Raw genomic sequence first — 24,507 nt, 5'->3', positions numbered from 1 at the left:
AGTGGCCAACTCTTGATAGTGTCATGCCTCCCTCTCTTCTCCCCCCCCCCCCCCCCGCCCACCCCCCCCCCCCCCCCCCCCCCCCCCCCCCCGCCCCCTCCTCCCCCCCCCCCCCCCCCCCCCCCCCCCCCCCCGCCACGTAGGCTTGACCCCGTGCTCGCTGTCGTTCCGCCCCCAGTCACCGTCCGGGTGCCGTCGAAGATCAACCTGCACCTGGCGGTCGGTGACCTGCGTGAGGACGGTTACCACGAGCTGGTGACCGTGTTCCAGGCGTTGTCGCTGTCCGACGAGGTGACCGTCGCGGTGACCGAAGACCCCGGTGTCGAGGTGTACGGCGAGGGCGAGAAATCGGTGCCCACCGGGGCGGACAACCTGGCCTGGCGCGCGGTGGAGGCGCTGGCCGCGCACGTGGGCCGCGCCGAGGACGAGCCGAAGGTCCGGGTGGTGCTGCGCAAGGGCATCCCGGTGGCCGGCGGCATGGCCGGTGGCAGCGCCGACGCGGCCGCCACCCTGGTCGGCCTGGCCTCGCTGTGGAAGCTGGAGATCACCCGCGACGAACTCGCCGACGTCGCCGCGAAGCTGGGCAGCGACGTGCCGTTCGCGCTCTACGGCGGCACCGCGCTCGGCACCGGCCGCGGGGAGCGCCTGGTGCCGGTGCTCTCGCGGCACACCTTCCACTGGGTGCTCGCCTTCGACCAGAAGGGCCTGTCGACGCCGAAGGTGTTCACCGAACTCGACCGGCTGCGCGCGGAGGGCGATCCACCGCGGATCGGCTCGCACGCCCCGGTGGTCGAGGCGCTGGCGTCGGGCGATCCGCGGCAGCTGGCGCTGCTGCTGGGCAACGACCTCCAGGCCGCCGCCGTCTCGCTGCGCCCCGGGCTGCGCCGGACGTTGCGTGCCGGGGTGAACGCCGGTGCGCTGGCCGGCACGGTCTCCGGCTCCGGGCCGACCTGCGCGTTCCTCTGCGAGGACGCCGAAGCCGCGCTCGAAGTGGCGGCCGAGCTGTCCGGCGCCGGTGTCTGCCGCACGGTCCGCGTCGCGCACGGACCCGTCCCCGGCGCCCGGACGGTCGGCGGCGACACCGATCCCCGTCCCAATCCGCCGCAGGTGCACGCGTGATGGTCAATCTGGTCAACCTCGAATCGGTCTCCAAGTCCTACGGCGTTCGCCCGCTGCTGGACCAGGTCTCGCTGGGCGTCGGCGAGGGGGAGCGCATCGGCGTCGTCGGGCTCAACGGTGGTGGCAAGACCACCCTGCTCGAAGTGCTCACCGGGCTCGCCGAACCGGACAGCGGCCGGGTCAGCCAGGTCCGCGGGCTGCGCATGGCCGTGGTCACCCAGCGCACCGAGCTGGCCGGCGAAACCGTGCGCGACGCCGCGCTGGCCGCCTACGACGCCGAACACGAATGGGCCGCCGACGCCCGTGTCCGATCCATTGTGGAGGGTCTGGGGATCACCGGGCTGGGTCTGGACAACCCGACCGCCACGCTCTCCGGTGGGGAACGGCGCCGGGTGGCGCTGGCCGCCGCGCTGGTCGGTGAGCTGGACCTGGTGGTGCTCGACGAGCCGACCAACCACCTCGACGTGGAGGGCGTGCGCTGGCTGGCCGACCACCTGCTGGCGCGGAAGGTCGCGCTGGTGGTGGTCACCCACGACCGCTGGTTCCTGGACACCGTGTGCGGGCGCACCTGGGAGGTCGTCGGCGGGCGCGTCGAGCAGTACGAAGGCGGTTACGCCGACTGGGTGTTCGCGCGGGCCGAACGCGCGCGGCTGGCCGCGACGCTGGAGGAGAAGCGGCAGAACCTGGCGCGCAAGGAACTGGCCTGGCTGCAACGCGGCGCCAAGGCACGCACGTCGAAGCCGCGCTACCGGATCGAGGCCGCGGAAGCGCTGATCTCCGACGTGCCACCGCCGCGGGATTCCGTCGAGCTGATGAGCTTCGCCAGGCGGCGGCTGGGCAAAACGGTGCTCGAGCTGGAGGACGCGACCCTCACCGCCGGGGAGCGGGCGCTGCTGGACGAGGTCACCTGGCGCATCGGCCCCGGCGACCGGATCGGCCTGGTCGGGGTGAACGGCTCCGGCAAGACCACCCTGCTCAAGGCGCTGGCCGGGGAGACCGAGCTGGCCGGTGGGCGCCGGATCCAGGGCAAGACGGTGCGCCTGGCGCACCTGACCCAGGAGCTGGAGGACCTGCCGGGGCACCTGCGGGTGCTGGAAGCCGTCGAGCAGGTCGCCGGGCGCGTGGTGCTCGGCAAGCACGAGCTGTCCGCGTCGCAGCTGGCCGAGAAGCTGGGCTTCCCGCCGGCCCGGCAGTGGACGCCGGTCGAAGACCTCTCCGGCGGGGAGCGGCGCCGGTTGCAGCTGGTGCGCCTGCTGATGGCCGAGCCGAACGTGCTGCTGCTCGACGAGCCGACGAACGACCTGGACATCGACACCCTGCAGCAGCTGGAGGACCTGCTCGACTCGTGGCCGGGCACCATGGTGGTGGTCTCGCACGACCGGTACCTGACCGAACGGGTCTGCGACGCGGTCTACGCCTTGTTCGGCGACGGGCGCATCACGCACCTGCCCGGCGGCATCGAGGAATACCTGAGGCGGCGCCTGGCCATGGTCGCCGAACGCCCCGCGGTGAAGAAGGAGCCGGTCGCCGACAGCGGCCCGAAGCTGTCCTCGGCCGAGGTCCGCGCGCTCGGCAAGGAGCTGTCGCGGCTGGAGCGCAAACTGGACCAGCTGCACGACAAGGAGCAGAAGCTGCACGCGCAACTGCTCGAAGCGGCCACCGACCCGGCGAAGCTGATGGAGCTGAACGCTCAGCTGAAGACCGTGCAGGCGGAGAAGGACGAAGTCGAGCAGCGCTGGCTGGAGACCTCCGAAGCCATCGAATAGCTGTCCACCCGGAGGGCGCGGCCGGAAGCCCACCAGGGTCTCGACGGCCCAGCTTCCCGCAGGACGCACCGCGTCAAGGCCCGAGTACAACTCCGGTACGAGGGCCTCGACGCGGCACGCCCAGCAGAAACCTGGATCCGCCGGTACTCCCGGAGGACTTCCGGCGGCGCCCTCTAAGGTGAGCCCATGAGTCGGTTCGTGGACACCCTGGTCGCCACCGCGGCCGCGGGCGGTCAGCAGCGGGGCATGGTCACTGGGGAGCCGAAGGAACCGGTTCGCCGCACCTGGGCGGAGGTCCACGAGCAAGCCAGGCGGTTCGCCGGCGAGCTCATCCACCGCGGTCTGGAGCGCGGCAGCGCCGTCGCCGTGCTGGCCGCCGCGCCCGCGTTGATCGCGCCGACCGTGCAGGCCGTCTGGCTGGCCGGCGGCAGCGTGACCATGCTGCACCAGCCGACCCCGCGCACCGACCTGGCCGAATGGGCCGAGGACACGCTGCGCGTGCTGCGGATGATCGGCTCGGAGCTGGTGCTGCTCGGCGAGCCGTTCGACCAGCTGGCGCCGGTGCTGACCGAGCACGGCATCGCCTTCCACTCGATCACCGACCTCGACGCCGGTCAGCCGATCGGCGAGCCGGTGCCGGTCGGCGAGGACGAACTCGCGCTGCTGCAGCTGACCAGCGGGTCCACCGCCGAGCCGAAGGCCGTGCGGATCACCCACGGCAACCTCTACACCAACGTCAAGGCGATGGTCGAGCGCGCCGAATTCGACTTCGAGACCGACGTGATGGTCTCGTGGCTGCCGACCTTCCACGACATGGGCATGGTCGGCTTCCTGACCGTGCCGATGACCTTCGGCGTGGAGCTGGTCAAGATCACCCCGGTGGAGTTCCTGTCCGGGCCGCTGATCTGGCCGCGGCTGATCACCAAGTACGGCGGCACCACCACCGCCGCGCCGAACTTCGCCTACGCGGTGGTGGGCAAGCGGATGGCCCGCGCCGACGAGTCGTTCGACCTGTCGAAGCTGCGGATCGCGCTCAACGGCGCCGAACCGATCGACGAAACCGCCGTGCGGACCTTCGTCGACGCCGGGGCGCGGTTCAAGATGCCGCCGGAGTGCGTGTTCCCGGCCTACGGCATGGCGGAGGCGACGCTGGCGGTGTCGTTCGCGCCGCTGTTCACCGGGTTGACGCTGGACGTGGTGGAAGCCGAAGCGCTGGAGGCGCACAACCGCGCGGTGCCGGTGCCGGAGGGCGATCCGCGCCGCGGCACCGAGGAAGTGCGTTCGTTCGCCGTGCTCGGCCGCCCGCTCGACGGCCTCGAAGCGCAGATCGCCGACGACGGCGGCAACGTGCTCGGTGAACGGGAGGTCGGGGAGATCCGGCTGCGCGGCCCGGCCGTCACGCCGGGGTACTTCACTGTGGACGGTCCGCTCGAGACGCAGGACGCCGAGGGCTGGATCGACACCGGCGACCTCGGTTACCTGGTGGACGGGCAGATCGTCATCTGCGGCCGCCGCAAGGACGTCATCATCATGGGCGGGCGCAACATCTACCCGACCGACATCGAGCGCGCGGCCACCTCGGTGGCGGGCGTGCGGCTGGGCAACGCGGTCGCCGTCCGGCTCGACGCGGGCAGCAGGCGCGAGCGGTTCGCCGTGGTGCTGGAGTCCAAACTGGCCGGTGACGAGGCCGAGGAACGGCGGCTGGCCAAGGAGGTCGCCGGCCGCGTGCGCGACGCGGTGGACGTGCGCCCGTTCGCCGTGGTGGTGCTGCCCGCCGGCAGCCTGCCCAAGACCCCGTCCGGCAAGGTCAAACGCGCCGCCACCGCGGCGAAGTACGCCGACCAGATCAACCAGGCGGCCGGCTAGGCGGTGGCCGGGGGTGCTGACCTTGGTCCTCCGGTCGGCATCCACCGCCCACCGCTCGCGTCGGTCAGCTCCGCGCCCGTCGCCACCGGAGTGGCGGATACCGAGCAGGTCGGCTCGGTGGCGGTGCTGAGGGCTGCCGGGGTGTTGGCTCGTGTTCGCTCAGCACCGGTTCCGCGTTGTCCGGGCCGAGCAGGTGGCGCGCTGGGCCACCCGAGGCGTTCCTCTCGGTGCCCTGCTGCTGGTTGTCAGCTCCGCGCCCGCCGCCACAGGGAGCGGCGGGTGTGGGTGTGTTCCAGTGCCGGGGCGATGTGGGCGTTCGTCGCGTGCGGGGTCCAGCCTTCGGTGGCGGCGAGCGTGCTCTCCACCTGGCGCAGGAAGCCGTCGACCTCCTGCTGGTCGTAGCCCCGCGCGCCGAGCGCCCGCTTGCTGAACGACACCTCGTGCACCTGCGCCGCCGTCAGGTGGTCCTCGCCGTCGAGGGTTCTGGCGACCCGGTCCAGGAAGGCGTCCACCTCGGCCTCGCTGTAGCCACGGGTGCCCAGCGGCGCGCGGTTGAACTGGATGGTCAGCACGTCCGCCGCGGTGATCGCCATCACCGCTCCGAGTACTGGTCGACCGGCGCCTCGGCGCCGGTGGCGTCGGCCGGGGTCCTGGCCGACGGCACCTGGTGCGCCCGCCGGTCGGCGCCGAGGTGCGCGAGCAGGGCCTCTTCGGCGGCGTCGAGGAATTCGTCGACCTCGCGTTCGTCGTAACCCCGCTTGCCGATCAGCGGCTTGCCGAACACCACGTGGTGCACCTCGGCGGCGGTCAGGTCGTCCTGCCCGTCGAGGGTCGAGGCGATCCGCCGGACGAACTCGTCGACCTCGGTCTTGGCGTACCCGCGGCGGCCGATCGGAGCGTTCGCGAAGGCGACGCTCCTGGCGTCATCGGCGCTCAAGGACATGAGGGGTCTCCCTGGGGTGTCGGTTGCGTCCCCTCTCCGTCCTAGCCCGCCGCGGGGCACCGGGGAAGAGCCGCTACTCGAACAGGGGCGAGACCCCACGCCTTCGGGTGAGCAGTCGAACACGCGGGGTGTCGATCTTCACCCGGCGTGGAAGGCGTTCTGGGCCGCCAGCAGCCCCTTCTCGACGAGCGCTTCGACGGCGTCGGCGCAGCGGTCGAGGTTGAGCGCGAGCTCCTTGCGCTCCACGGTGGAGAAGTCCTTGAGCACGAAGTCGGCCGGGTCCATCCGCCCGGGCGGGCGGCCGACGCCGAAGCGCACCCGGTAGTAGTCCTTGGTGCCGAGCGACTTGGTGATCGAGCGCAGCCCGTTGTGCCCGTTGTCGCCGCCGCCGAACTTGAGCTTCAGCGCGCCGTAGGGCAGGTCCAGTTCGTCGTGCACGACGACGACGCCGTCCGGCGCGACCTTGAAGAAGCGCGCCGCCCCGGCGACCGGGCCGCCGGAGAGGTTCATGAACGACCGGGGCTTGACCAGCGCCACCTTGCGCCCGGCGAGGCGGCCTTCGAGCACCTCACCGCCGGACTTGTGCGACTTGAACTTGCCGCCCATGCGCGCGGCCAGCTCGTCCAGCACCAGGAAACCGGCGTTGTGCCGGTTGCCCGCGTACCGGGGCCCCGGGTTGCCGAGGCCGGCGAGCACGATCTGCTCGCCGGCCCCGGGCAGGTCGGCTCCCACGGGGGAACTACGCCTCGGTGGTCTCGGGCTGGTCCTCGACCACGCCCGCGCCCTCGGCGTCGATGTCACCCTCCATGGCGGCCTCGTTCGGCGCCTCGTTGACCGCGACCACCAGTGCCTCGGGGTCGGTGACCAGCTCGGCGCCCTTGGGCAGCTGCACCTGGGCGGCGGTGATCTGGGTGCCGGCCTGCACGTCCTCGACGGAGACCTCGAACTGCTCCGGGATGTGCAGCGCCTCGACCTCGACCTGCAGCGTGTCCAGGTCCTGCGAGACCAGGGTGCCGGGGGAGGCTTCGCCGGTGACGACCACCGGCACGTCCACGGTCACCTTCTCGCCGCGCTTGACGACCAGCAGGTCGACGTGCTCGATGTAGTTCTTCAGCGGGTGGACCACGATGGTCTTGGTCAGCGCCAGCTCGCTGGTGCTGTCGACGTCCAGGGTGATCACGGCGTTGCTGCCGTTCTCGCGGACGACGCGGGCGAACTCGATGGCCGGCAGCGACAGGTGCCGCGGGTCCGAGCCGTGACCATAGAGAACCGCGGGGATCTTGCCGGCGCGCCGCGTGCGACGCGCGGCGCCCTTGCCGAACTCGGTGCGTGGTTCGACGGACAGACGTACCTCGGACACGGTGAAGCACTCCTCACAAATCTTGTGCGAACTCAGGTGTGATGGGGCCCTGGAGGACCATCTCGGCTGCGCCGGCGGCGAATCCCACGACGTGACTTGGACGCGTGGCGACTCAAGCCGCCGCGTCGATCACGTCGGACACCACCGGGTGCTCGCGTGGAGTCCGCCTCGCCGAGACAACCCAGACAGTGTAGAGCAAGCCGGTCCAGCGGGTTCGCGGCGGGGCGGCGGGAACCGTTATCGAACGGTGGCGTCGGATGAGTACATTTCGGCTGGCGAAACGAAAGCGAGGACCGTCATGGGGAGGAGCCGGGTGCGGGGAGTCGCCGCGCTCGCCGCCGGAGCCGCGCTGCTGCTGGCCGGTTGCGAGGTGGCCACCATCGGTTCGGCCGGGCCGATGGCCGCCGACCAGGCGCGGGCGGACGCGCGCAAGGCCCAGCGCGACGCGGTCAAGGCCGCCGTCGACGACCTGGCCGAGCAGGAGGCCATCGCCTACCGCAGCCAGGCGCGCAACGACGCCGGTGAGCTGGTCGACCTCGCGCTCAACGTGACCAAGAACGGCACCAGCTTCGGCGCGGTCGGCGTCGGCGGGCAGGTGGTCAACCTGGTCGAGGCGGACGGCAAGCCGTACCTGTCCGCGCCGGCGGCCTACTGGAAGACCAAGGGCGTGGACGACGCGCAGGCCGAGGAGTACGGCAAGCGCTGGATGTTCGTCGAGGACGGCGACCTGCCGCTGAGCCCGAGCAAGGTGCTGACCCCCCGCGAAATCCGCAATTCGCTCTACGACGCGTCGCTCGCACTGGACCAGCTGGCGGAACCGGTGAAGAAGCGCCTGCCGGACGGCACCGAGGTCTACGAACTGGCGCTGCCCGGCGGGGTGCTGCAGGTCGGCGCGAGCCGGCCGCACCGGGTGGTTTCGTTCGACGCCGGGCTGGTCGCCGGTGCGGGCAAGGCGTTCGGCGCGGGCACGATGGTGGCTCCTAGCGGGCTCACCGGTGACGCGCTGGCGCAGTTCAAGAACGGTCTCGGCGGCGCGGTCGACGCGTTCGCGCAGGCCTTCGACTACGCCGCGGAACTGGTCGTGCTGGTCGACGGCAACGACCTGCAGTGCGCCACCAGCGGTTCGTGCACCTCGAACGTCAAGGTGCGCAACTCGATCGTCGGCGCCGACGGCCGGGTTTCCGGGGTCCGCATCCTGGTCAAGGCGGACGTCAGCGCGCCGGGGCTGGGCAGCCAGACCTGCTCCGCGGAGGCGACCGCCGCGCCCAACGCCACCGTCGACGTGCCGTGCACGGTGAAGTTCAGCGTGCCGAACCGGACCGCCTCCTACCAGGTGACCTCGATGCCGACGGCCACCGGCGAGGCGATCGCCGCGGTGGACGTCGGCGGCATCAAGCAGAAGATCGAGGCGGAGTTCGCCACGCTCGGCGGTTAGCGGAGGGCCTCGATGACGGGCGCGAACCGCGCCATCGCGGGTTCGAAGACGGTGAAGTAGGTGAAGCCGAAGCGGTCGCGCAGTTCGCGGACGCGGGCGGCGATCTGCGCTTCGGTGCCGATCAGCAGCTGCGGTGCGGTGAGCATCGCGTCCACTGTGGAATCGGCGAGTCCGGCCCACTCCTCGGCGGCGGCCCGGCGGTCGTCGGTGACCACCACGTCCTGGATGAGCATGTTCGACTCGGTCCGCCGGTTGAGGTCCTGGTAGAAGGCGACGCGTTCGGCCAGTTCGGCCTCGGTGGCCAGGCTCCAGATCCCCGGTTCGGCGCCCGGCTTCGGTTTGAGCCCGGCGAAGCCGACGATCTGCGCGTGCTCGGCGGCGATCCGGAGCACCCCCTTGCTGTTGCCCGCGACGAGCAGCGGCGGCATCTCGACGTCGGCGGCGTCGAGGCGGCGGCGGAGGTCGGCGATGGTGCTGGTGAGCTGGTCCAGGCGGGTGCGGAGGTTCTGCCAGGGCAGTCCGGCGTCCTCGAACTCGGCCTTCATGTGGCCGGCGCCCAGGCCCAGTTCGAAGCGGCCGCCGGTGAGCCGGACGGTGCTCTCCACCTCGCGGGCGAGCAGGGCCGGGTTGTGGAACGGCACGTTGAGCACCAGCGTGCCGACGCGGATCCGGTCGGTCACCGCGGCCGCCACCGCGGCGGCGGGGAAGGGCGCGGGGGTGCCGCCGCCGATGTGGTCGGGGATGGTGATGACGTCGTAGCCGAGGGCCTCGGCGGCACGGCACTTGGTGACCCACTCCGAGGCGGTGCCGATGGAGCGGAGGGTGATCCCGAACCGGAAGTCCATGCTGGGAAGGTAATGGGTTTCGGGCTGTGGGTGGGGGGATTTCGCGGTCAGCGGAGTTGGTGGGGGGTGGGGGGTGCCACCCCGGTTCTTCCGGGTGACGACGGCGGGGATCTGTTCGTCAAGGCGGGAAAGATGCCTCGACGAACAGATCCCCGCCGTGTTTTTGGCTGTGGACCGGGGCGGGGGTGGGTCTGGGTGCCGTCCCGGTTTTGTGCCCGTCTTGCGTTCCTTGCCTGTCTTGCGGCGGCGCCGTGCCCGGGGGCGGGGCGCCGCTCGGGGTCAGGCTTGGCCGTCGAAGAGGCTGGTGACCGAACCGTCTTCGAAGACCTGCTGGATGGCGCGGGCCAGCAGCGGGGCGATCGAGAGCACGGTCAGGCCGGGGAAGCGCTTCTCCTCCGGGATCGGCAGCGTGTTGGTCAGGATGACCTCGCGCGCCTTGCAGTTCGACAGCCGCTCGGTGGCGGGGTCGGAGAGGATGCCGTGGGTGGAGGCGATCACCACGTCCGAGGCGCCCTCGGTGAGCAGCGCCTCGGTGGCCTTCACGATCGTGCCACCGGTGTCGATCATGTCGTCGATCAGCACGCACAGCCTGCCTTCGACCTTGCCGACCACCCGGTTGGCCACCGCCTGGTTGGGCTTGTCCGGGTCGCGGGTCTTGTGGATGAAGGCGATCGGCTTGTTGCCGAGCTGCTCGGCCCACTTCTCCGCCAGCCGCACCCGGCCGGAGTCCGGGGAGACCACGGTGATCTCGTGCTCGGCGTAGGTGTTGTTGATGTGCTCGGCCAGCACGTTCTGCGCCAGCAGGTGGTCCACCGGCCCGTCGAAGAAGCCCTGGATCTGCGCGGTGTGCAGGTCCACGGTCATGATCCGGTCGGCGCCCGCGGTCTTGAACAGGTCCGCGATCAGCCGCGCCGAGATCGGCTCGCGGCCCTTGTGCTTCTTGTCCTGCCTGGCGTACGGGTAGAACGGCATGATCACGGTGATCCGCTTGGCGCTGGCGCGCTTGAGCGCGTCCACCATGATCAGCTGCTCCATCACCCACTCGTTGATCGGCTGCGGGTGGCTCTGCAGCACGAAGGCGTCACACCCGCGCACCGACTCCTGGAACCGGACGAAGATCTCGCCGTTGGCGAAGTTGTGCGCGGTCTGGGGAGTGATGGTGATGTTGAGGTGCTTGGCCACCTCATCGGCCAGCTCTGGGTGCGCACGGCCGGAGAAGAGCATCAGGTTCTTCTTCGGCGTACCGGACTTCGGGCTCATTTCTGCGACTCCCCGTCGTTTTCCACTTCGTTTCGGGCGAGTGCCGCCTCGGCCGCCTCCGCCGCGGGAGTGCCCGGTCGCTTCCGGGCCACCCAGCCTTCGATGTTGCGCTGCGGTCCCCCGGAAACCGCCAGTGCGCCCGGCGGCACGTTCCGCCGGATCACCGCACCCGCCCCGCTGGCGGCCCCGTCGCCGACGGTCACCGGAGCGACGTACATGTTGTCCGAGCCCATCCGGACGTGGGAGCCGATCGTGGTGTGGTGCTTGCTGACGCCGTCGTAGTTGACGAAGACGCTGGCCGCGCCGATGTTGCTCTGCTCACCGATGGTGGCGTCGCCGACGTAGCTCAGGTGCGGCACCTTGGTGCCCCGGCCGATGTCGGCGTTCTTGGTCTCGACGAAGGTGCCGATCTTGCCCTTGTCCCCGAGCCTGGTGCCCGGCCGCAGGTAGGCGAACGGGCCGACGTTGACGTTCTCCCCGAGCACCGCACCCGAACCGTGCGTGCGGACCACGGTGGCCCCGGCGCCGACCCGGACGTCGGTCAGCGTGGTGTCCGGGCCGATGGTCGCGCCCTCGCCGACCGTGGTGGCGCCCTTGAGCTGGACGCCCGGCTCGATCCGCACGTCGCGGGCCAGCGTGACGCCGGCGTCGAGCCAGGTGGTGGCCGGGTCGACCACGGTGACCCCGGCGCGCTGCCAGTGGCGCACCAGGCGGCGGTTCAGCTCGGCGCCCAGCACCGACAGCTGCACGCGGTCGTTGACGCCCTCGGTCAGCCACGGGTCGTCGACCACCAGCGCGCCGACCGCCCGGCCGTCCCCCCTGGCGATGCCCAGCACGTCGGTCAGGTACAGCTCACCCTGCGCGTTGTCGGTGGACAGCCGGGACAGGCCGTCGGCCAGCACGGCGGCGTCGAAGGCGTACACGCCGGAGTTGATCTCGGTGATCGCCCGCTGCGCCTCGTCGGCGTCCTTCTGCTCGACGATCGCGGTGACCCCGCCGTCGGCGTCGCGCACGATCCGGCCGTAGCCGGTCGGGTCGTCGACCACCGCGGTCAGCACGGTCACCGCGTTGCCGGTGCCGGTGTGCTCGGTGAGCAGCGCGGCGAGGGTCTCGGTGTCCAGCAGCGGCACGTCGCCGTAGCTGACCACCACCGTGCCGGTCAGTTCGGGCGGCAGCGTGGCCAGCGCGCACGAGACGGCGTGCCCGGTGCCGTTCTGCGCCTCCTGCACCGCGGTGCCGATCGGGCGGCCGAGCTGCTTGGCCACCTCGTCCAGCTGCCCGGTGACCGCGTCCCGGCCGTGGCCGACGACCACGACGAGGTGCTCCGGGTCGAGCCCGGCCGCCGCGCGCACCGCGTGCTCGACGAGCGGCCGCCCGGCGATCGGGTGCAGCACCTTGGGGGTGGTCGACCGCATGCGGGTGCCCTCGCCCGCGGCGAGGATCAGGGTTGTCAAAGGCCCGGTCACAACGCTCCTAGCGTCCTCGTGTGCGTTTCCGCCGGGGCACGATCCTACGTGTGCTCTCGCAGTCCCCACGCCGGGTCGGTGTCGGCGGGCTCACCCGGCCAGCCCGCGGCGGGCTCACCGGCTTCCAGAAAGGCCGAGGCGACCTGGTTCCCGCCGCGGCGTTTTGCCTGGTACATGGCGGCATCGGCGCGGGAGAGCACCTGCTCGGCCCGTTCCTGCGCGCGGATGGACACCAGACCCACCGAAAGGGTGACCCCGTGGGAGAGGTGGTGCGGCAGGGAGGCGACGGCCGTCACAGCGCGGCTGAGCGCCTGGGTGGCCGCGGACACCGGGGCACCCGGCAGCAGCACGATGAACTCGTCGCCGCCGTAGCGCGCCACGATGTCGTCCCCGCGCAGGGCGTCCCGCAGCGTGCTGGCCACCACGCGCAGCACGTCGTCACCCTCCGCGTGCGAATGCCGGTCGTTGACGCCCTTGAACCCGTCGAGGTCGACCAGCGCGACGGCCAGCGGGTGTGATGTTGCCGACGAAGCCAGTGCCCGCAGCCGCTCGTCGAGGGCGCGGCGGTTCGGCAGGCCGGTCAGCGGGTCCTGCAACGCCTGCTGGGTCATTTCGCCGTGTTCGGCGGAGAGCCGCTCGTGCTCGCGGCGGGCGGTGAGCGTGGCGATCTGCGACTCGCGCAGCGTCCACAGCTCGGCCTCCAGCGCACCGGCGTAGTTCAGCAGCAGCGTGGGCCCCGAACCGGGCAGGTCCGACTCCTTGGCCAGGTCCTCGTTCTGGTGCGTCTCCAGCTTCGCCAGCTCGCGCACCAGGTTGAGCCGCATCGACGGCTGGGAGTTGTCCTCGGCGGCGTTCGCCCGCGCGGAGTTCAGCACGTCCAGCGCCTCGTCGCGGCGGCCGATCTGGTCGAGGCACCTGGCCAGCGCGATGGTCACGATGACCTGCTCGTGCGGGTAACCGGGCTCGGTGAGCAGCCCGCGCAGGCGGTCGAGGTGCTCGGCGTCCGGTGCGGACAGCGCCAGCGCGGCGGCCAGCACGCCGACCTGGTCGATCGCGGGCACCCCGGCCTTGCGCGGGAACAGCGATTCGGCGAACGGGGCCTCGGCGGCCACCGCCATCGACGCCGCGGTGCGGAACTTCTCCACCGCCTCGTCGTACCGGCCGACGCGTTCGAGCCGCAGGCCCCAGCCGAGCATCATCTTGACCCGGTTGATCAGCTGCAGGGTGATCTCGTGCGGCCCGGCGCTGTCGCGGATGGCCTGGTGCGCCCGGGAGATCACCTCCTCGGCGGCCTCGTAGACGCCGAGCTGGTTGAGCACCAGCCAGCAGTCGATCAGCGCGCTGGCCAGCAGCTTGTCCCAGGCGCGGCGGCCGAGCTGCACGTCGGGGGTGGCGGAGTCGTCGAGGATGGCCAGCGCCCTGGCGATCTCGGTGAGCGCCGCGTCCTCCTGCTCGGCCAGCACCAGCCGCCGCCCGCGCAGGGCGTGCGCGTCGGCCCGCAGCAGGGCCAGCCCGTGCCGGCGGGTGTGCGCCAGCATCTCGTCGAGGGTGGGCTCGGCGTCGGCGGCCATGCCCTTGGTGACCAGCCTGGCCAGGCACACCGACCGGAGCAGCTGGGCGACCAGGATCGGCTCGCCCCGGCGCTGGGTCTCCTCCAGCAGCTCGTCGAGGGTCTCGATGATCTTGACCTGCTCGGCGTACTCGCTGCGCTGCACGGTGGCGATGAGTTCGCGGGCGCGGCCGACCAGCCAGGCGTCCGACATCTCGGCCAGCGCCGGGCGCCTGTGCTGCTTCGGCTCACTCACGTCGTCGTGCAGTGGGTCCAACCCCCTCGGCTGTCTCCGATCGGGCGCGCGTGCTCCGCCGCCAGGATTCGAACCTGAACTGTCAGAACCAAAATCTGAAGTGCTGCCAATTACACTACGGCGGATCGTGCCTGGTCAGGATAGACAGCCCGCGGCGGGCCGGGCCACACGGGTTGGCCTCGCGCGCGATCCTGCCTGGTGACGGGTGACGTGGTCGTTTGACTCTCCCCAGTCCGGGGAACTTCCGGTACCGTAACTTACGGCATCGTAGGTAAGGGCACCCTTGGACGATGAGGGGCCCACCCTTAGGAAGAAGTGACGTGTATGACGGCCACCCTTGACCGTTCCGCCTCCGGAGATTCCCCAGCAGCCAAAGGGCCCAAACCGGTCACCAGTGGCCAGCGGTCCTTTCCCATCCAGTTCTCGGTCTACCTCGGGGTCATCGCACCCCTGCTGGCGCTGCTGGTCGCGGTTCCCTTCGCCTGGGGGTGGGGCCTGAGCTGGGTGGACGTCGGGCTCTTCGTGCTCTTCTACTGCATCAGCGGGCTGGGGATCACCGTCTCCTACCACCGCTACTTCACGCACGGCTCGTTCAAGGCGAAGCCGTGGCTGCGGGTGGCGCTGGCCATCGCCGGCAGCATGGCGCTGCAGGGCCCGGTGATCACCTGGGTCGCCGACCACCGCCGCCACCACGCCTTCTCCGACCGCGACGGCGACCCGCACTCGCCGTGGGCCTTCGGCACCACCCCGCTGGCGGTGGCCAAGGGCTTCTGGCACGCGCACATGGGCTGGCTGTTCGAGCGCGACCAGACCAACGCCGAGCGCTTCGCCCCGGACCTGGTCAACGACCCGGCCATCGCGCGGGTCAACCGCCAGTTCGGCCTGTGGACCCTGGTCAGCCTGTTCGGCCCGGCGGTGCTCGGCGGCCTGATCACCTGGTCGTGGTGGGGCGCGGTGACCGCGTTCTTCTGGGCCGGGCTGGTCCGCGTCTGCGTGCTGCACCACGTGACCTGGTCGGTCAACTCGATCTGCCACATGATCGGCGAGCGCCCGTTCGCCGCGCGCGACCGGTCGGCGAACTTCTGGCCGCTGGCGATCTTCTCCTTCGGTGAGTCGTGGCACAACCTGCACCACGCCGACCCGACCTCGGCCCGGCACGGGGTGCAGCGCGGCCAGATCGACATCTCCGCGCGGCTGATCTGGCTCTTCGAGAAGTTCGGCTGGGCGCACAGCGTGCGCTGGCCGACGCCGCAGCGACTGGCCCGGCTTTCAACGGAAAGCAAATAGGATTCACCCCGGACGGTAGGGTGCCCGGGTGGCGGCCAAACGTCGGGGGAAACGTGAGGGGATCACCGGGGCGCGTCCCAGCGCCCCGGTGACCCGTGTCCGGATGACCGGCGCCGAACGCCGCCAGCAGCTGCTGGACGTGGCGCGGGCGCTGTTCGCCGAAAAGGGGTTCGAGGGCGCGTCGGTCGAGGAGATCGCGCACCGCGCCAACGTCTCGAAACCCGTGGTGTACGAGCACTTCGGCGGCAAAGAGGGCATCTACGCGGTGGTGGTGGACCGCGAGACCCAGCTGCTGCTGGACCGCATGGTGTCCACTTTGCACGGTGGGCACCCGAGGGTGATGCTGGAGCAGGCGGCCATCGCGCTGCTGTCCTACGTCGAGGATTCGCACGACGGGTTCCGCATCCTGGTGCGGGATTCGCCGGTGGCCAGCTCCACCGGCACCTTCTCCACCCTGCTCAACGACATCGCCAGCCAGGTCGAGCACATCCTGGCCCAGCAGTTCGCCGCCCGCGGGTACGACGAGAAGCTCGCCGCGCTGTACGCGCAGTCGCTGGTCGGCATGGTCGCGCTGACCGGGCAGTGGTGGCTGGACGCCCGCAAGCCCAAACGCGACGAAGTGGCCGCCCACCTGGTCAACCTCGCCTGGAACGGACTGTCGCACCTGGAGCACAAGCCGAAGCTGCGGCTCGGTTAGAGACGGCGCGAAGCGCTCCGTTGAGGGTGTTGGGCCGGCGGGTGGGCCTCTAGGAGTTCGGCGGCGGTGACCACCCGGCCGAGGTGCGGGAAGATCTTCGACACGGCCACCTCGTGGCTTTGCGCGTCGATCGAGGTCATCGCGTCGGACACGGCGACCACTTCGTAACCGAGGTCGAGCGCGGCGCGCAGGCTCGATTCCACGCCGAAGTTCGTGGCGATCCCGGTGAACACGAGGGTTTCCACGTTCGCCGCGCGCAGGGCTTCGTCGAAACCGGTGCCCTGGAAGGCGCCGACGGTCCGCTTGGTGATCAGCGTTTCGCGCTCGTCCGGCGCGAAGACCAGTTCGGCGCCTTCACCGTCCGGGTATTCGTGCTGGACCACGAAAACCGGGGCACCGGCGGCGTGGAAGGCGGCGCGCAGTTCGAGCGCGACGGCAGCCACCCGCTCGCCGGGGTACGGCTCCCACGGCAGCATGCCCAGGGTCCGCGGCTGCAGGTCGACGAGCACCAGTGCGGTGGTGGCCGGGGAAAAGATCATGGGCGCAGGATAGGGCCGATCCGGTATCGTCGGTCTCCCGCCGCCATTGAAAGCGCTTGCAGCGAAGGGGAAGCGATGGTGCAGCGCAGGGAAGTCGTCGTCACCGGTGGCGGCACCGGCATCGGGTACGCCGTGGCCGCGAAGTTCGCGGCGGCGGGGGAGCGCGTCACGATCACCGGTCGCCGGGAGGGCGTGCTGGCCGAATCGGCCGCCTTGCTCGGCGCGAAGTACGTGGCCTTCGACGCCGCGGACGCCACCGCGGTCGAGGCGGCGCTCGCCGAACTGCCGGAGCGGGTCGACGTGCTGGTGAACAACGCCGGTGGCAACACCGACCGGATCCGGGAGCAGGCCACCGACCTGGCCGGGGTGGCGGACGCCTGGCGGGCGAACTACGAGGCGAACGTGCTGACCGCGGTGCTGGTGACCACCGCGTTGCAGCCGCGGCTGGCCGAGCACGCGCGGGTGGTGACCATCGGCTCGATCGCGGCGAAGGCGGGCTCGGGTTCGTACGGCGCGGCGAAGGCGGCGCTGGAGGCGTGGAACGTCAACCTGGCGAAGCAGCTGGGCACCTCGGGCGCCACGGCGAACGTCGTCGCGCCGGGCGTGGTGCTGGACACCGAGTTCTTCCAGGGCCGGGGCGCCGGGCACATCACCGGCCAGGTCCTCCACGTCAACGGCGGCGCCCACCTCGGGTCCTGAACGCGGAAAGGGGCGTCCCGAGTCCGGAACGCCCCCTTTCACCCGGCTCTCAGGCCAGGGTGACCCGCAGCAGTTTGTCGTTGTCCCCCGTCGAAGTGGTCACGTACAGGGCGCCGTCCGGGCCCGTGCGCACCCCGCGCAGCCTGCCGAACTCCGCGTTGAACTCCGGCGGCAGGTACACGTCGGTCACCGCGCCGGGGGCGTCCATGGTGAACACCAGCAGCTTCTGCCCGCGCAACGCGGCCAGCACCATGCGCCCGTCCAGGTCACCCCACTGCGGGCCGGTCAGGAAGGTGGCGCCCGACGGGGCCTCGGTGGTCTTGCCCGAGGTCCACGCCTGCGGCACGGCGTCGGGGAAGCGCTCCAGGTCGGTCATCGGCACGCTCTCGTCGTACTCGTCGACCGTGCCGCCCCGCGACGGGTCCCACCCGTAGTTGCCACCGGCCTTGACCAGGCTCAGCTCGTCGAAGTTCGTCGGCCCGTGCTCGGAGACGAAGACCTGACCGGTCCCGGTGCGCACGGCCACGCCCTGCACGTTCCGGTGCCCGTAGGTGTACACGCGTCGCTCGTTCGGGTTCGCCGACGACGCGAACGGGTTGTCCGGCAGGCCCTCCCCGGTCTGCAGGTCGATCCGCAGCACCTTGCCGCCGAGGTTCGTCCGGTCCTGCGGCACGCCCGGGTCGTCCGCCGCGTCACCGGTGCCGACCAGCAGCGCGCCGTCCTCGGCCAGCGTCGGGCGGCACCCGCTGTGCCTGCCGTTGGGGTTGACCGGCATGCCGGTGAGCAGCGTCTGCACGCGCTGCGCGGAAGTTCCGTCGGCGGACAGCGTCCAGGTGATCAGCCGGACGTCGGTCGGCGTATCCCCCTGCCGGTGGTTCTGGCAAGTGGTGAACTTGCGCGATCGGGCGAAATCCGGGTGGACCACCAGCCCGAGCAAACCGCTCTCGTGCTCCACGAACAGGTCGCCGAAGTCCGCCTTCACCTCGGTCGCGGTGGCCCCCGGCTGCAATCCGGAGACCAGCGCCAGCTTGCCCGGCCGCTGGGTGACCAGCGCCTTGCCGTCGGGCAGGAAACCGATGTCCCAGCCGTGCGTCAAACCACCGGTGACCTCCTCCACCTTGAGCGCCAGGCTGCCGGGCTTCCCGGCGGGCGCGGCGTTGGACGGTGGCGGGACCGGCGTGGCGGCCTCCGGAGCGGGGGCGGGTTCGCTGCACGCCGTGGTCAGCGTGAGCACTGCGGCGACCGTCGCGAGAACGGCTCTACGTGCGGGCATGGGCACCAGCATGCACGGTGGTGACCGGCCGCGAAAGTGTCGTCCCGTCCACGTAGGCTGGTCGCGACGCACCAGGTGAGGGGATGTCTGCGGTGAGCTCTGCGGTCGACGACGCCGTTCTTTCCGGTCTTGTGGAGTCCACCCTGTCCGGCTCCGCACTGCGTCCCGTGCTGGACCGCGCGGGGGCGCCGCTGCTCGAGCTGCAGGGGCCGACCGCGGCCAGGCAGCTGGTCGCGGCCGTGCTCGCCGCGCCGGGCGGGGCCGGCCGGCCGGTGCTGGCCGTCACGGCCACCGGCCGCGAGGCCGACGAGCTGACCGCCGCGCTCTCGGCGCTGCTCGGTTCGGCGGCGGTGGCCGACTTCCCGTCCTGGGAAACGCTGCCCCACGAGCGCCTTTCACCGCGCGCGGACACCGTCGGCCGCCGCCTCGACGTGCTGCACCGGCTGCACGGTCCCGGCCAAGGCGGCCTGCGCGTGGTGGTGTGCACCGTGCGCAGCCTCATCCAGCCGATGGCGCCGGGCCTCGGCTCGCTCGCCCCGGTCGACCTGCGCGTCGGCGCGGAGCTGGAGTTCGAGGGCGTGCTCGAGCGGCTGGTCGAACTGGCCTACAGCCGGGTCGACATGGTGGAGAAGCGCGGGGAGTTCGCCGTGCGCGGCGGCATCCTGGACGTGTTCCCGCCCACCGCCGAGCACCCGCACCGCATCGAGTTCTGGGGCGACGAGGTCAGCGAGATCCGCGCGTTCGCGGTGTCGGACCAGCGGTCGCTGCCCGGTGAGATCGACGCCGTGGTCGCGTCCCCGTGCCGGGAGCTGCTGCTCACCCCCGAGGTCAAGGCGCGGGCGGCCGAGCTGGCCCAGACCCACGCCGCGGACGCCCAGCTGGCCGAGATGCTCACCAAGCTCGCGGACGGGATCCCGTCCGAGGGCATGGAAGCGCTCATCCCCGTGCTGTGCGCCGGTGACCTGGAGCTGCTCACCGACGCGATGCCCGAGGGCACGCACGTGCTGCTCGCCGACCCGGAGAAGATCCGCGCCAGGGCCCACGACCTGGTCCGCACCGGCCAGGAGTTCCTCGAAGCCTCGTGGACCACGGCGGCCGGTGGGGGTGCCGCGCCGATCGACCTGGGGGCGTCGGCCTACCGCGACCTCAGCGAGGTGGCCGCGCACGCGCAGGAAACCAAGCGCCCGTGGTGGACGCTGTCGCAGCTGACCACCGAGGGCGAGGACGTGGTGCACGTCGCGGTCGAGGCCGCGCCCGCCTACCGCGGTGAGTTCGAGCGCGCCGTGACCGACCTGCGGGCGCACACCGCGGCCGGTGGCGCGGCCGTCGTGGTGGTCGCCGGGCACGGCACGGCCAGCCGGGTGGCCGAGCAGCTGGGCGCCGCCGAGGTGCCCGCCCGCCAGGTGGAGCAGCTGGAGAAGGCGCCGGAGGCCGGGTTCGCCACCATCACCTGCGGTGGCCTGTCCGACGGGTTCGTGCTGCCCGAGCAGGCGCTGGTGGTGCTCAGCGAAGCGGACCTGACCGGGCGCGGCGCGGGCGCCGGAACGTCCACGAGGGACCTCAACACCAAGATGCCGTCGCGGCGCCGCAACGCGGTCGACCCGATCGCGCTCAAGGCAGGCGACTACGTGGTCCACGACCAGCACGGCATCGGCCGGTTCGTGGAGATGGTGCAGCGCACGGTCGCCGGGGCCACCCGCGAGTACCTGCTGCTGGAGTACGCCTCGTCCAAGCGCGGCCACCCCGGTGACCGGCTGTTCGTGCCCACCGACCAACTCGACGAGGTCAGCCGCTACGTCGGCGGTGAGCTGCCGACGCTGAACAAGCTCGGCGGCTCGGACTGGAAGAACACCAAGGCCAAGGCCCGCAAGGCGGTCAAGGAGATCGCCGCCGAGCTGGTGCAGCTCTACGCCGCCCGCCAGGCCGCGCCGGGGCACGCGTTCGGGCCGGACACGCCGTGGCAGGGCGAGCTGGAGGACGCCTTCCCGTTCACCGAGACCGGCGACCAGCTGGCCGCCATCGACGAGGTCAAGACCGACATGGAACGCGGCGTCCCGATGGACCGGGTGATCTGCGGTGACGTCGGCTACGGCAAGACCGAGATCGCCGTGCGCGCGGCGTTCAAGGCGGTGCAGGACGGCAAGCAGGTGGCCGTGCTGGTGCCGACCACGCTGCTGGCGCAGCAGCACCTGAGCACCTTCGCCGAGCGCATGCAGTCGTTCCCGGTGACCATCAAGGGCCTGTCGCGGTTCACCTCGAAGACCGAGTCCGACCTGGTGCTCGAAGGGCTGGCCGCGGGCGAGGTGGACATCGTCATCGGCACCCACCGGCTGCTGCAGACCGGCATCCGGTACAAGGACCTCGGCCTGGTGATCGTGGACGAGGAGCAGCGGTTCGGCGTCGAGCACAAGGAGCACATCAAGGCGTTGCGCACGCACGTCGACGTGCTGACCATGTCGGCGACGCCGATCCCGCGGACGCTGGAGATGTCGCTGGCGGGCATCCGCGAGATGTCCACCATCCTCACGCCCCCGGAAGACCGGCACCCGATCCTCACCTACGTCGGCGCCTACGACGACAAGCAGGTCGGCGCCGCGATCCGCCGTGAGCTGCTGCGCGACGGCCAGGTGTTCTACGTGCACAACCGGGTTTCGTCGATCGAGAAGGCGGCCAAGCGCATCCGCGAGCTGGTGCCGGAGGCGCGCGTGGTCACCGCGCACGGCCAGATGAACGAGGACAAGCTGGAGAAGATCATCGCCGGCTTCTGGGAACGCGAGTTCGACGTGCTGGTGTGCACGACGATCGTGGAGACCGGGCTGGACATCTCCAACGCCAACACGCTCATCGTCGAACGCGGTGACCTGCTCGGCCTGGCCCAGCTGCACCAGCTGCGCGGGCGCGTCGGCCGCGGGCGCGAGCGCGGGTACGCGTACTTCCTGTACCCGGCCGAGGCGCCGCTCACCGAGACCGCGCACGACCGGCTGGCCACCATCGCGCAGAACACCGAACTCGGCGCCGGCATGGCGGTGGCGATGAAGGACCTGGAGATCCGCGGTGCCGGGAACATCCTCGGCGCCGAGCAGTCCGGGCACATCGCGGGGGTCGGCTTCGACCTGTACGTGCGGCTGGTCGGCGAGGCGGTCGACGTGTTCCGCCGCAGCGCGGGCGCGGAGCCGCTGGAGGAGGAGGCCCCCGCCGAAGTCCGGGTCGACCTGCCGGTGGACGCGCACATCCCGCACGACTACGTGCCCGGCGAGCGGCTGCGCCTGGAGGCCTACCGCAAGATCGCCGCGGCCACCGACGGTGCCGCGCTGGACGCCGTGCGCGAGGAACTGGTCGACCGGTACGGCCAGCCGCCCGCCTCGGTGGAACGGCTGCTGGCGGTGGCGCGGTTCCGGCACGCCTGCCGCGCGGCCGGGGTGACCGAGGTGTCCACGCAGGGCAACAGCATCCGGTTCGCCCCGCTGGCGCTGGCCGATTCGCAGCTGGTGCGGCTGAAGCGCTTGTACCCCAAGGCGATGTACAAGGCGGTGACGCACACGGTGTCGGTGCCGAAGCCGACCGAGGGCGCGGCGGGCGGGCGGATGGGCGCGCCGCAGCTGCGGGACGAGCCGCTGCTGGACTGGTGCACCAAACTGCTGGCGTCGCTGACGAAGGCACCGGCCGCGGTCGGCTGAGGCAACCGGTCGTTCCCCAGCGGGTGAGGGATGTGAGAGGGTAGGCGCTGTGATGCGGATCATGGGTCGCCCGCGGGCGCTGTTCGCCGTTCTGACCACCGGTTTCCTGCTGGCCGGCTGCGGTGCCGGGCCGAGTCAGGTGGATTCCGCCGCCATCATCGGCGACCGGTCCGTGCCGCTGGAGTCGGTGCAGCAGGAGATCAACTGGCTGCTGGAGCACTCGCCGGACGCCCAGCAGGCGCAGCAGCAGCGCAAGCTCGACCTGAACGCACGCGTGGTGGTCGACGGCCGCATCATGCACGAGCTGATCACCGTGGCCGCACAGCGCGAGGGCCTGCGTGCGGATCCGGTGCAGGTCAACGACCTCATCGCCCGCAGCGGCGGGGCCGAGGCCATCGCGCCGCGGGTGAACCGCTCGGTCGAAGCGGTGCCCGAGTTCGTCACCGACTTCCTGCTCACCCAGCAGCTGGGCGCGAAGTACGCCGGCTCGCTGTCGGTGACCCTGGTCGGCGCCGAGGTCACCCGGGAGTCGCCGGGGTCGACCGCGAAGGACCAGGCGCTGGAGCTGGCCAAGAAGATCGCCGCGGAACCCGCGCGCACCGGTGAGCTGCTCGCCGAAGCCGGCTTGGAGCCCCGCGAGGGCCAGCTGAACGTCGCCGCCACCCAGGGCGAGCAGGGCGGCGCGGAGGCGTTGCCGGGCACCGCGTTGTTCGGCGTGAAGCCGGGCACGGTGGTGGTCGTGCAGCCGAGCCAGCAGCAGGCGGGCTGGCTGGTCGGGCTGGTCAAGGACCGCACCGTCGGCGCCCAGCTCCCGCAGACGCCGGTCGCCCCCAACACCGAGGCCGTCTACGACCTCGGCAAGCGGTTGCTGCAGCCGATCGCGGAGGAACTCGGCATCAAGGTCAACCCGCGCTACGGCGTCTGGGATTCGGCCAGCATGGCGGTGCTGCCCAACGCCGACGAGGCGACGGGTTACCAGTTCCCGGCGAAGGCCGTGCAACCATTGCGTCCATGAGTGCTTCTCCGGGCGCGACGGTCGTCCTGGCCCCCGCGGCACTGCCCGCTGTCCTGCCCGCCGCCGCGTGGCCCGCGCTGCGGTCCGCCGACGTGGTGTACGCGGCGGCCGACCTGCCCGAGCTGACCAGGGTGGCGCTGGACGCGAAGGCGGCGCCCGCGCCGGAGGAACTGTTGCGCGCCAACGGTTCCGTGGTGCTCGTCGCGGCGGACCGCGGTGAGCCGGGAGCGGCGGCGCTGCTGGCCGCCGGGGCGGCGCTGGTTTCGGTGCCGGTGCCCGCCGTGGTCGACGCGGTGAGCGTGATGGACCGCCTGCGTTCACCGGGTGGTTGCCCGTGGGACGCCGTGCAGACCCACGATTCGCTGCGGCAGTACCTGGTCGAGGAGACCTACGAACTGCTGGACGCCATCGAGGACGGCGACCGGGTCGCGATGCGCGAGGAACTGGGCGACGTGCTGCTGCAGGTGCTGTTCCACGCGCGGGTGGCGGCCGAGCACACCGAGGACCCGTTCGACATCGAGGACGTGGCCGGGGAGCTGGTGGCCAAACTGGTCGGGCGGCACCCGCACGTGTTCAGCGACGAGGCGGGTCGGACACCGGAGCACCAGGAACTCCGGTGGGAGGAGCTGAAGCAGCAGGAGAAGCGCCGGGAGTCCATTGTGGATGGTGTGGCGCTGGGGCAGCCCGCCGTGGCGCTGGCGGGCAAACTCGGGCAGCGGACGGGGCGGGCGGGTGTGCCTGCCGACCTGTTCCCCGCCGGTGACGCCGATGCCGAAAAACTGTTCCGCCTGGCAGCGGCCGCCCGGCGAGCCGGGATCGACCCGGAAGGCGAACTCCGAGCCGTCGCGAAGCGGTTCGCCACCGAGGTCCGTGCCGCCGAAGCCGCCGCCCGCTCCGCCGGCCTCGACCCGGCGAACCTGGACCCCGAGGACTGGCGACGGCACTGGCCCCGCTGACTCCCGCAACCGCTGGCTACCGGCGGGTGGCGTTCACCGGACCATGGCTTCGCCCTCGGGGGCGAACCTGGTCTCCAGGAGTGGTGTCACCGCTGGCCTTGCAGCCGCGAACTCCGGCGTGGCCACGGGTCGGGTGGTGTTCGCCGCGTCGGGTCATGGCTTTGCTCTTGGAGGCGAACCTGGTCTCCAGGAGTGGTGTCACTGCTGGCCTTGCAGCCGCGAACTCCGGCGTGGCCACGGGTCGGGTGGTGTTCGCCGCGTCGGGTCATGGCTTTGCCCTTGGAGGCGAAGCCTGGCCTCCAGGAGTGGTGTCACTGCTGGCCTTGCAGCCGCGAACTCCGGCGTGGCCACCGGCCGGGTGGCGTTCACCGCGCCGACCACGGCTTCACCTCGAAGGTGAACCTGGTCCTCCAGCACGGGTGTCACCACTGGCCTCGCTGATCCCCGCACCCGTGCAGCCCGGCATCCGAACACCCCGGTGATCGCGTGGCTACCGGCA

The 24,507-nt window shown here is 71.5% G+C and carries 20 protein-coding genes and 1 tRNA gene; 10 read left to right on the top strand and 11 right to left on the bottom strand.

Annotated elements, in window-relative coordinates; all coding sequences use genetic code 11:
* Positions 1-153: 153 nt before the first annotated feature.
* The 3 genes from AC07EG_RS34735 to AC07EG_RS34725 all read left to right on the top strand — a co-directional run bounded on the left by AC07EG_RS34735 (position 154) and on the right by AC07EG_RS34725 (position 4,751).
* Complete coding sequence (locus AC07EG_RS34735) at positions 154-1,119, top strand: 4-(cytidine 5'-diphospho)-2-C-methyl-D-erythritol kinase (RefSeq protein ID WP_478257490.1); 966 nt, start codon at positions 154-156, stop codon at positions 1,117-1,119.
* Positions 1,119-2,885, top strand: a complete 1,767-nt coding sequence (locus tag AC07EG_RS34730; RefSeq protein WP_478257489.1) for an ABC-F family ATP-binding cassette domain-containing protein — start codon at positions 1,119-1,121, stop codon at positions 2,883-2,885. Before AC07EG_RS34735 ends, AC07EG_RS34730 begins: the two co-directional genes overlap by 1 nt.
* Positions 2,886-3,071: 186 nt before the next feature.
* Positions 3,072-4,751 carry a fatty acyl-AMP ligase gene (locus AC07EG_RS34725; protein ID WP_478257488.1) on the top strand — a complete coding sequence of 560 codons (1,680 nt, stop codon included), beginning with the start codon at positions 3,072-3,074 and terminating at the stop codon, positions 4,749-4,751.
* Positions 4,752-4,996: 245 nt separating this feature from the next.
* Here the strand turns inward: AC07EG_RS34725 and AC07EG_RS34720 are convergent, their stop codons facing one another.
* The 4 genes from AC07EG_RS34720 to AC07EG_RS34705 form a co-directional block, all read right to left on the bottom strand.
* Positions 4,997-5,344: a DivIVA domain-containing protein gene (locus AC07EG_RS34720; RefSeq protein ID WP_478257487.1), complete on the bottom strand. Its 348-nt coding sequence runs from the start codon at positions 5,342-5,344 to the stop codon at positions 4,997-4,999.
* Entirely contained in the window at positions 5,344-5,694 is a 351-nt protein-coding gene (locus AC07EG_RS34715; protein WP_478257486.1) for a DivIVA domain-containing protein, read from the bottom strand. Before AC07EG_RS34715 ends, AC07EG_RS34720 begins: the two co-directional genes overlap by 1 nt.
* 138 nt (positions 5,695-5,832) lie before the next feature.
* Positions 5,833-6,426 carry an aminoacyl-tRNA hydrolase gene (pth, locus tag AC07EG_RS34710; protein ID WP_478257485.1) on the bottom strand — a complete coding sequence of 198 codons (594 nt, stop codon included), beginning with the start codon at positions 6,424-6,426 and terminating at the stop codon, positions 5,833-5,835.
* Positions 6,427-6,433: 7 nt separating this feature from the next.
* Entirely contained in the window at positions 6,434-7,054 is a 621-nt protein-coding gene (locus AC07EG_RS34705) for a 50S ribosomal protein L25/general stress protein Ctc (RefSeq protein WP_478257484.1), read from the bottom strand.
* A gap of 313 nt (positions 7,055-7,367) precedes the next feature.
* Between AC07EG_RS34705 and AC07EG_RS34700 the strand changes: the two genes are divergently transcribed.
* Positions 7,368-8,489 carry a hypothetical protein gene (locus AC07EG_RS34700; protein WP_478257483.1) on the top strand — a complete coding sequence of 374 codons (1,122 nt, stop codon included), beginning with the start codon at positions 7,368-7,370 and terminating at the stop codon, positions 8,487-8,489.
* Here the strand turns inward: AC07EG_RS34700 and AC07EG_RS34695 are convergent.
* The 5 genes from AC07EG_RS34695 to AC07EG_RS34675 all read right to left on the bottom strand — a co-directional run bounded on the left by AC07EG_RS34695 (position 8,486) and on the right by AC07EG_RS34675 (position 13,990).
* Complete coding sequence (locus tag AC07EG_RS34695) at positions 8,486-9,334, bottom strand: TIGR03621 family F420-dependent LLM class oxidoreductase (protein ID WP_478257482.1); 849 nt, start codon at positions 9,332-9,334, stop codon at positions 8,486-8,488. The two genes, AC07EG_RS34700 and AC07EG_RS34695, sit on opposite strands and share 4 nt — an antisense overlap.
* A 279-nt stretch (positions 9,335-9,613) precedes the next feature.
* On the bottom strand, positions 9,614-10,594 hold the full coding sequence (locus AC07EG_RS34690) for a ribose-phosphate diphosphokinase (protein ID WP_478257481.1): 981 nt from the start codon (positions 10,592-10,594) through the stop codon (positions 9,614-9,616).
* Entirely contained in the window at positions 10,591-12,060 is a 1,470-nt protein-coding gene (glmU, locus tag AC07EG_RS34685) for a bifunctional UDP-N-acetylglucosamine diphosphorylase/glucosamine-1-phosphate N-acetyltransferase GlmU (RefSeq protein WP_478257480.1), read from the bottom strand. The genes AC07EG_RS34690 and glmU overlap by 4 nt, the downstream gene beginning before the upstream one ends.
* Positions 12,061-12,104: 44 nt before the next feature.
* On the bottom strand, positions 12,105-13,823 hold the full coding sequence (locus AC07EG_RS34680; RefSeq protein WP_478257493.1) for a GGDEF domain-containing protein: 1,719 nt from the start codon (positions 13,821-13,823) through the stop codon (positions 12,105-12,107).
* 95 nt (positions 13,824-13,918) lie between these two features.
* Positions 13,919-13,990 (bottom strand) — tRNA-Gln (locus tag AC07EG_RS34675).
* Positions 13,991-14,189: 199 nt separating this feature from the next.
* Here AC07EG_RS34675 and AC07EG_RS34670 point away from each other — a divergent pair.
* Together AC07EG_RS34670 and AC07EG_RS34665 are read left to right on the top strand one after the other, a co-directional pair.
* The gene (locus AC07EG_RS34670; RefSeq protein WP_478257479.1) at positions 14,190-15,152 is read left to right on the top strand and encodes an acyl-CoA desaturase; all 963 of its coding nucleotides are present in this window, start codon (positions 14,190-14,192) and stop codon (positions 15,150-15,152) included.
* Positions 15,153-15,255: 103 nt separating this feature from the next.
* Positions 15,256-15,849 (top strand): TetR family transcriptional regulator, encoded by a 594-nt coding sequence (locus AC07EG_RS34665; RefSeq protein ID WP_478257492.1) that lies wholly within the window; start codon positions 15,256-15,258, stop codon positions 15,847-15,849.
* Here the strand turns inward: AC07EG_RS34665 and AC07EG_RS34660 are convergent.
* Positions 15,846-16,388 carry a cysteine hydrolase family protein gene (locus AC07EG_RS34660; RefSeq protein ID WP_478257478.1) on the bottom strand — a complete coding sequence of 181 codons (543 nt, stop codon included), beginning with the start codon at positions 16,386-16,388 and terminating at the stop codon, positions 15,846-15,848. The genes AC07EG_RS34665 and AC07EG_RS34660 overlap by 4 nt on opposite strands.
* Before the next feature lie 75 nt (positions 16,389-16,463).
* On the opposite strand from AC07EG_RS34660, the gene AC07EG_RS34655 reads away from it, so the two are divergent.
* Positions 16,464-17,087 (top strand): SDR family NAD(P)-dependent oxidoreductase, encoded by a 624-nt coding sequence (locus AC07EG_RS34655; RefSeq protein ID WP_478257477.1) that lies wholly within the window; start codon positions 16,464-16,466, stop codon positions 17,085-17,087.
* Between the two features lie 49 nt (positions 17,088-17,136).
* Here the strand turns inward: AC07EG_RS34655 and AC07EG_RS34650 are convergent, their stop codons facing one another.
* Positions 17,137-18,360, bottom strand: a complete 1,224-nt coding sequence (locus tag AC07EG_RS34650; RefSeq protein WP_478257476.1) for a PQQ-dependent sugar dehydrogenase — start codon at positions 18,358-18,360, stop codon at positions 17,137-17,139.
* 83 nt (positions 18,361-18,443) lie between these two features.
* Between AC07EG_RS34650 and mfd the strand changes: the two genes are divergently transcribed.
* The 3 genes from mfd to AC07EG_RS34635 are packed head-to-tail and all read left to right on the top strand — an operon-like array spanning position 18,444 to position 24,008.
* Positions 18,444-22,037, top strand: coding sequence for a transcription-repair coupling factor (gene mfd / locus AC07EG_RS34645; protein ID WP_478257475.1), 3,594 nt, complete (start codon positions 18,444-18,446; stop codon positions 22,035-22,037).
* A 52-nt stretch (positions 22,038-22,089) separates the two neighbouring features.
* Entirely contained in the window at positions 22,090-23,052 is a 963-nt protein-coding gene (locus AC07EG_RS34640; RefSeq protein WP_478257474.1) for a hypothetical protein, read from the top strand.
* Positions 23,049-24,008, top strand: coding sequence for a nucleoside triphosphate pyrophosphohydrolase (locus AC07EG_RS34635; RefSeq protein ID WP_478257473.1), 960 nt, complete (start codon positions 23,049-23,051; stop codon positions 24,006-24,008). Before AC07EG_RS34640 ends, AC07EG_RS34635 begins: the two co-directional genes overlap by 4 nt.
* Positions 24,009-24,507 lie beyond the last annotated feature (499 nt).

The sequence above is a fragment of the Amycolatopsis sp. NPDC045836 genome (assembly GCF_056431745.1).
This window is presented reverse-complemented; position numbering and strand designations above follow the sequence as displayed.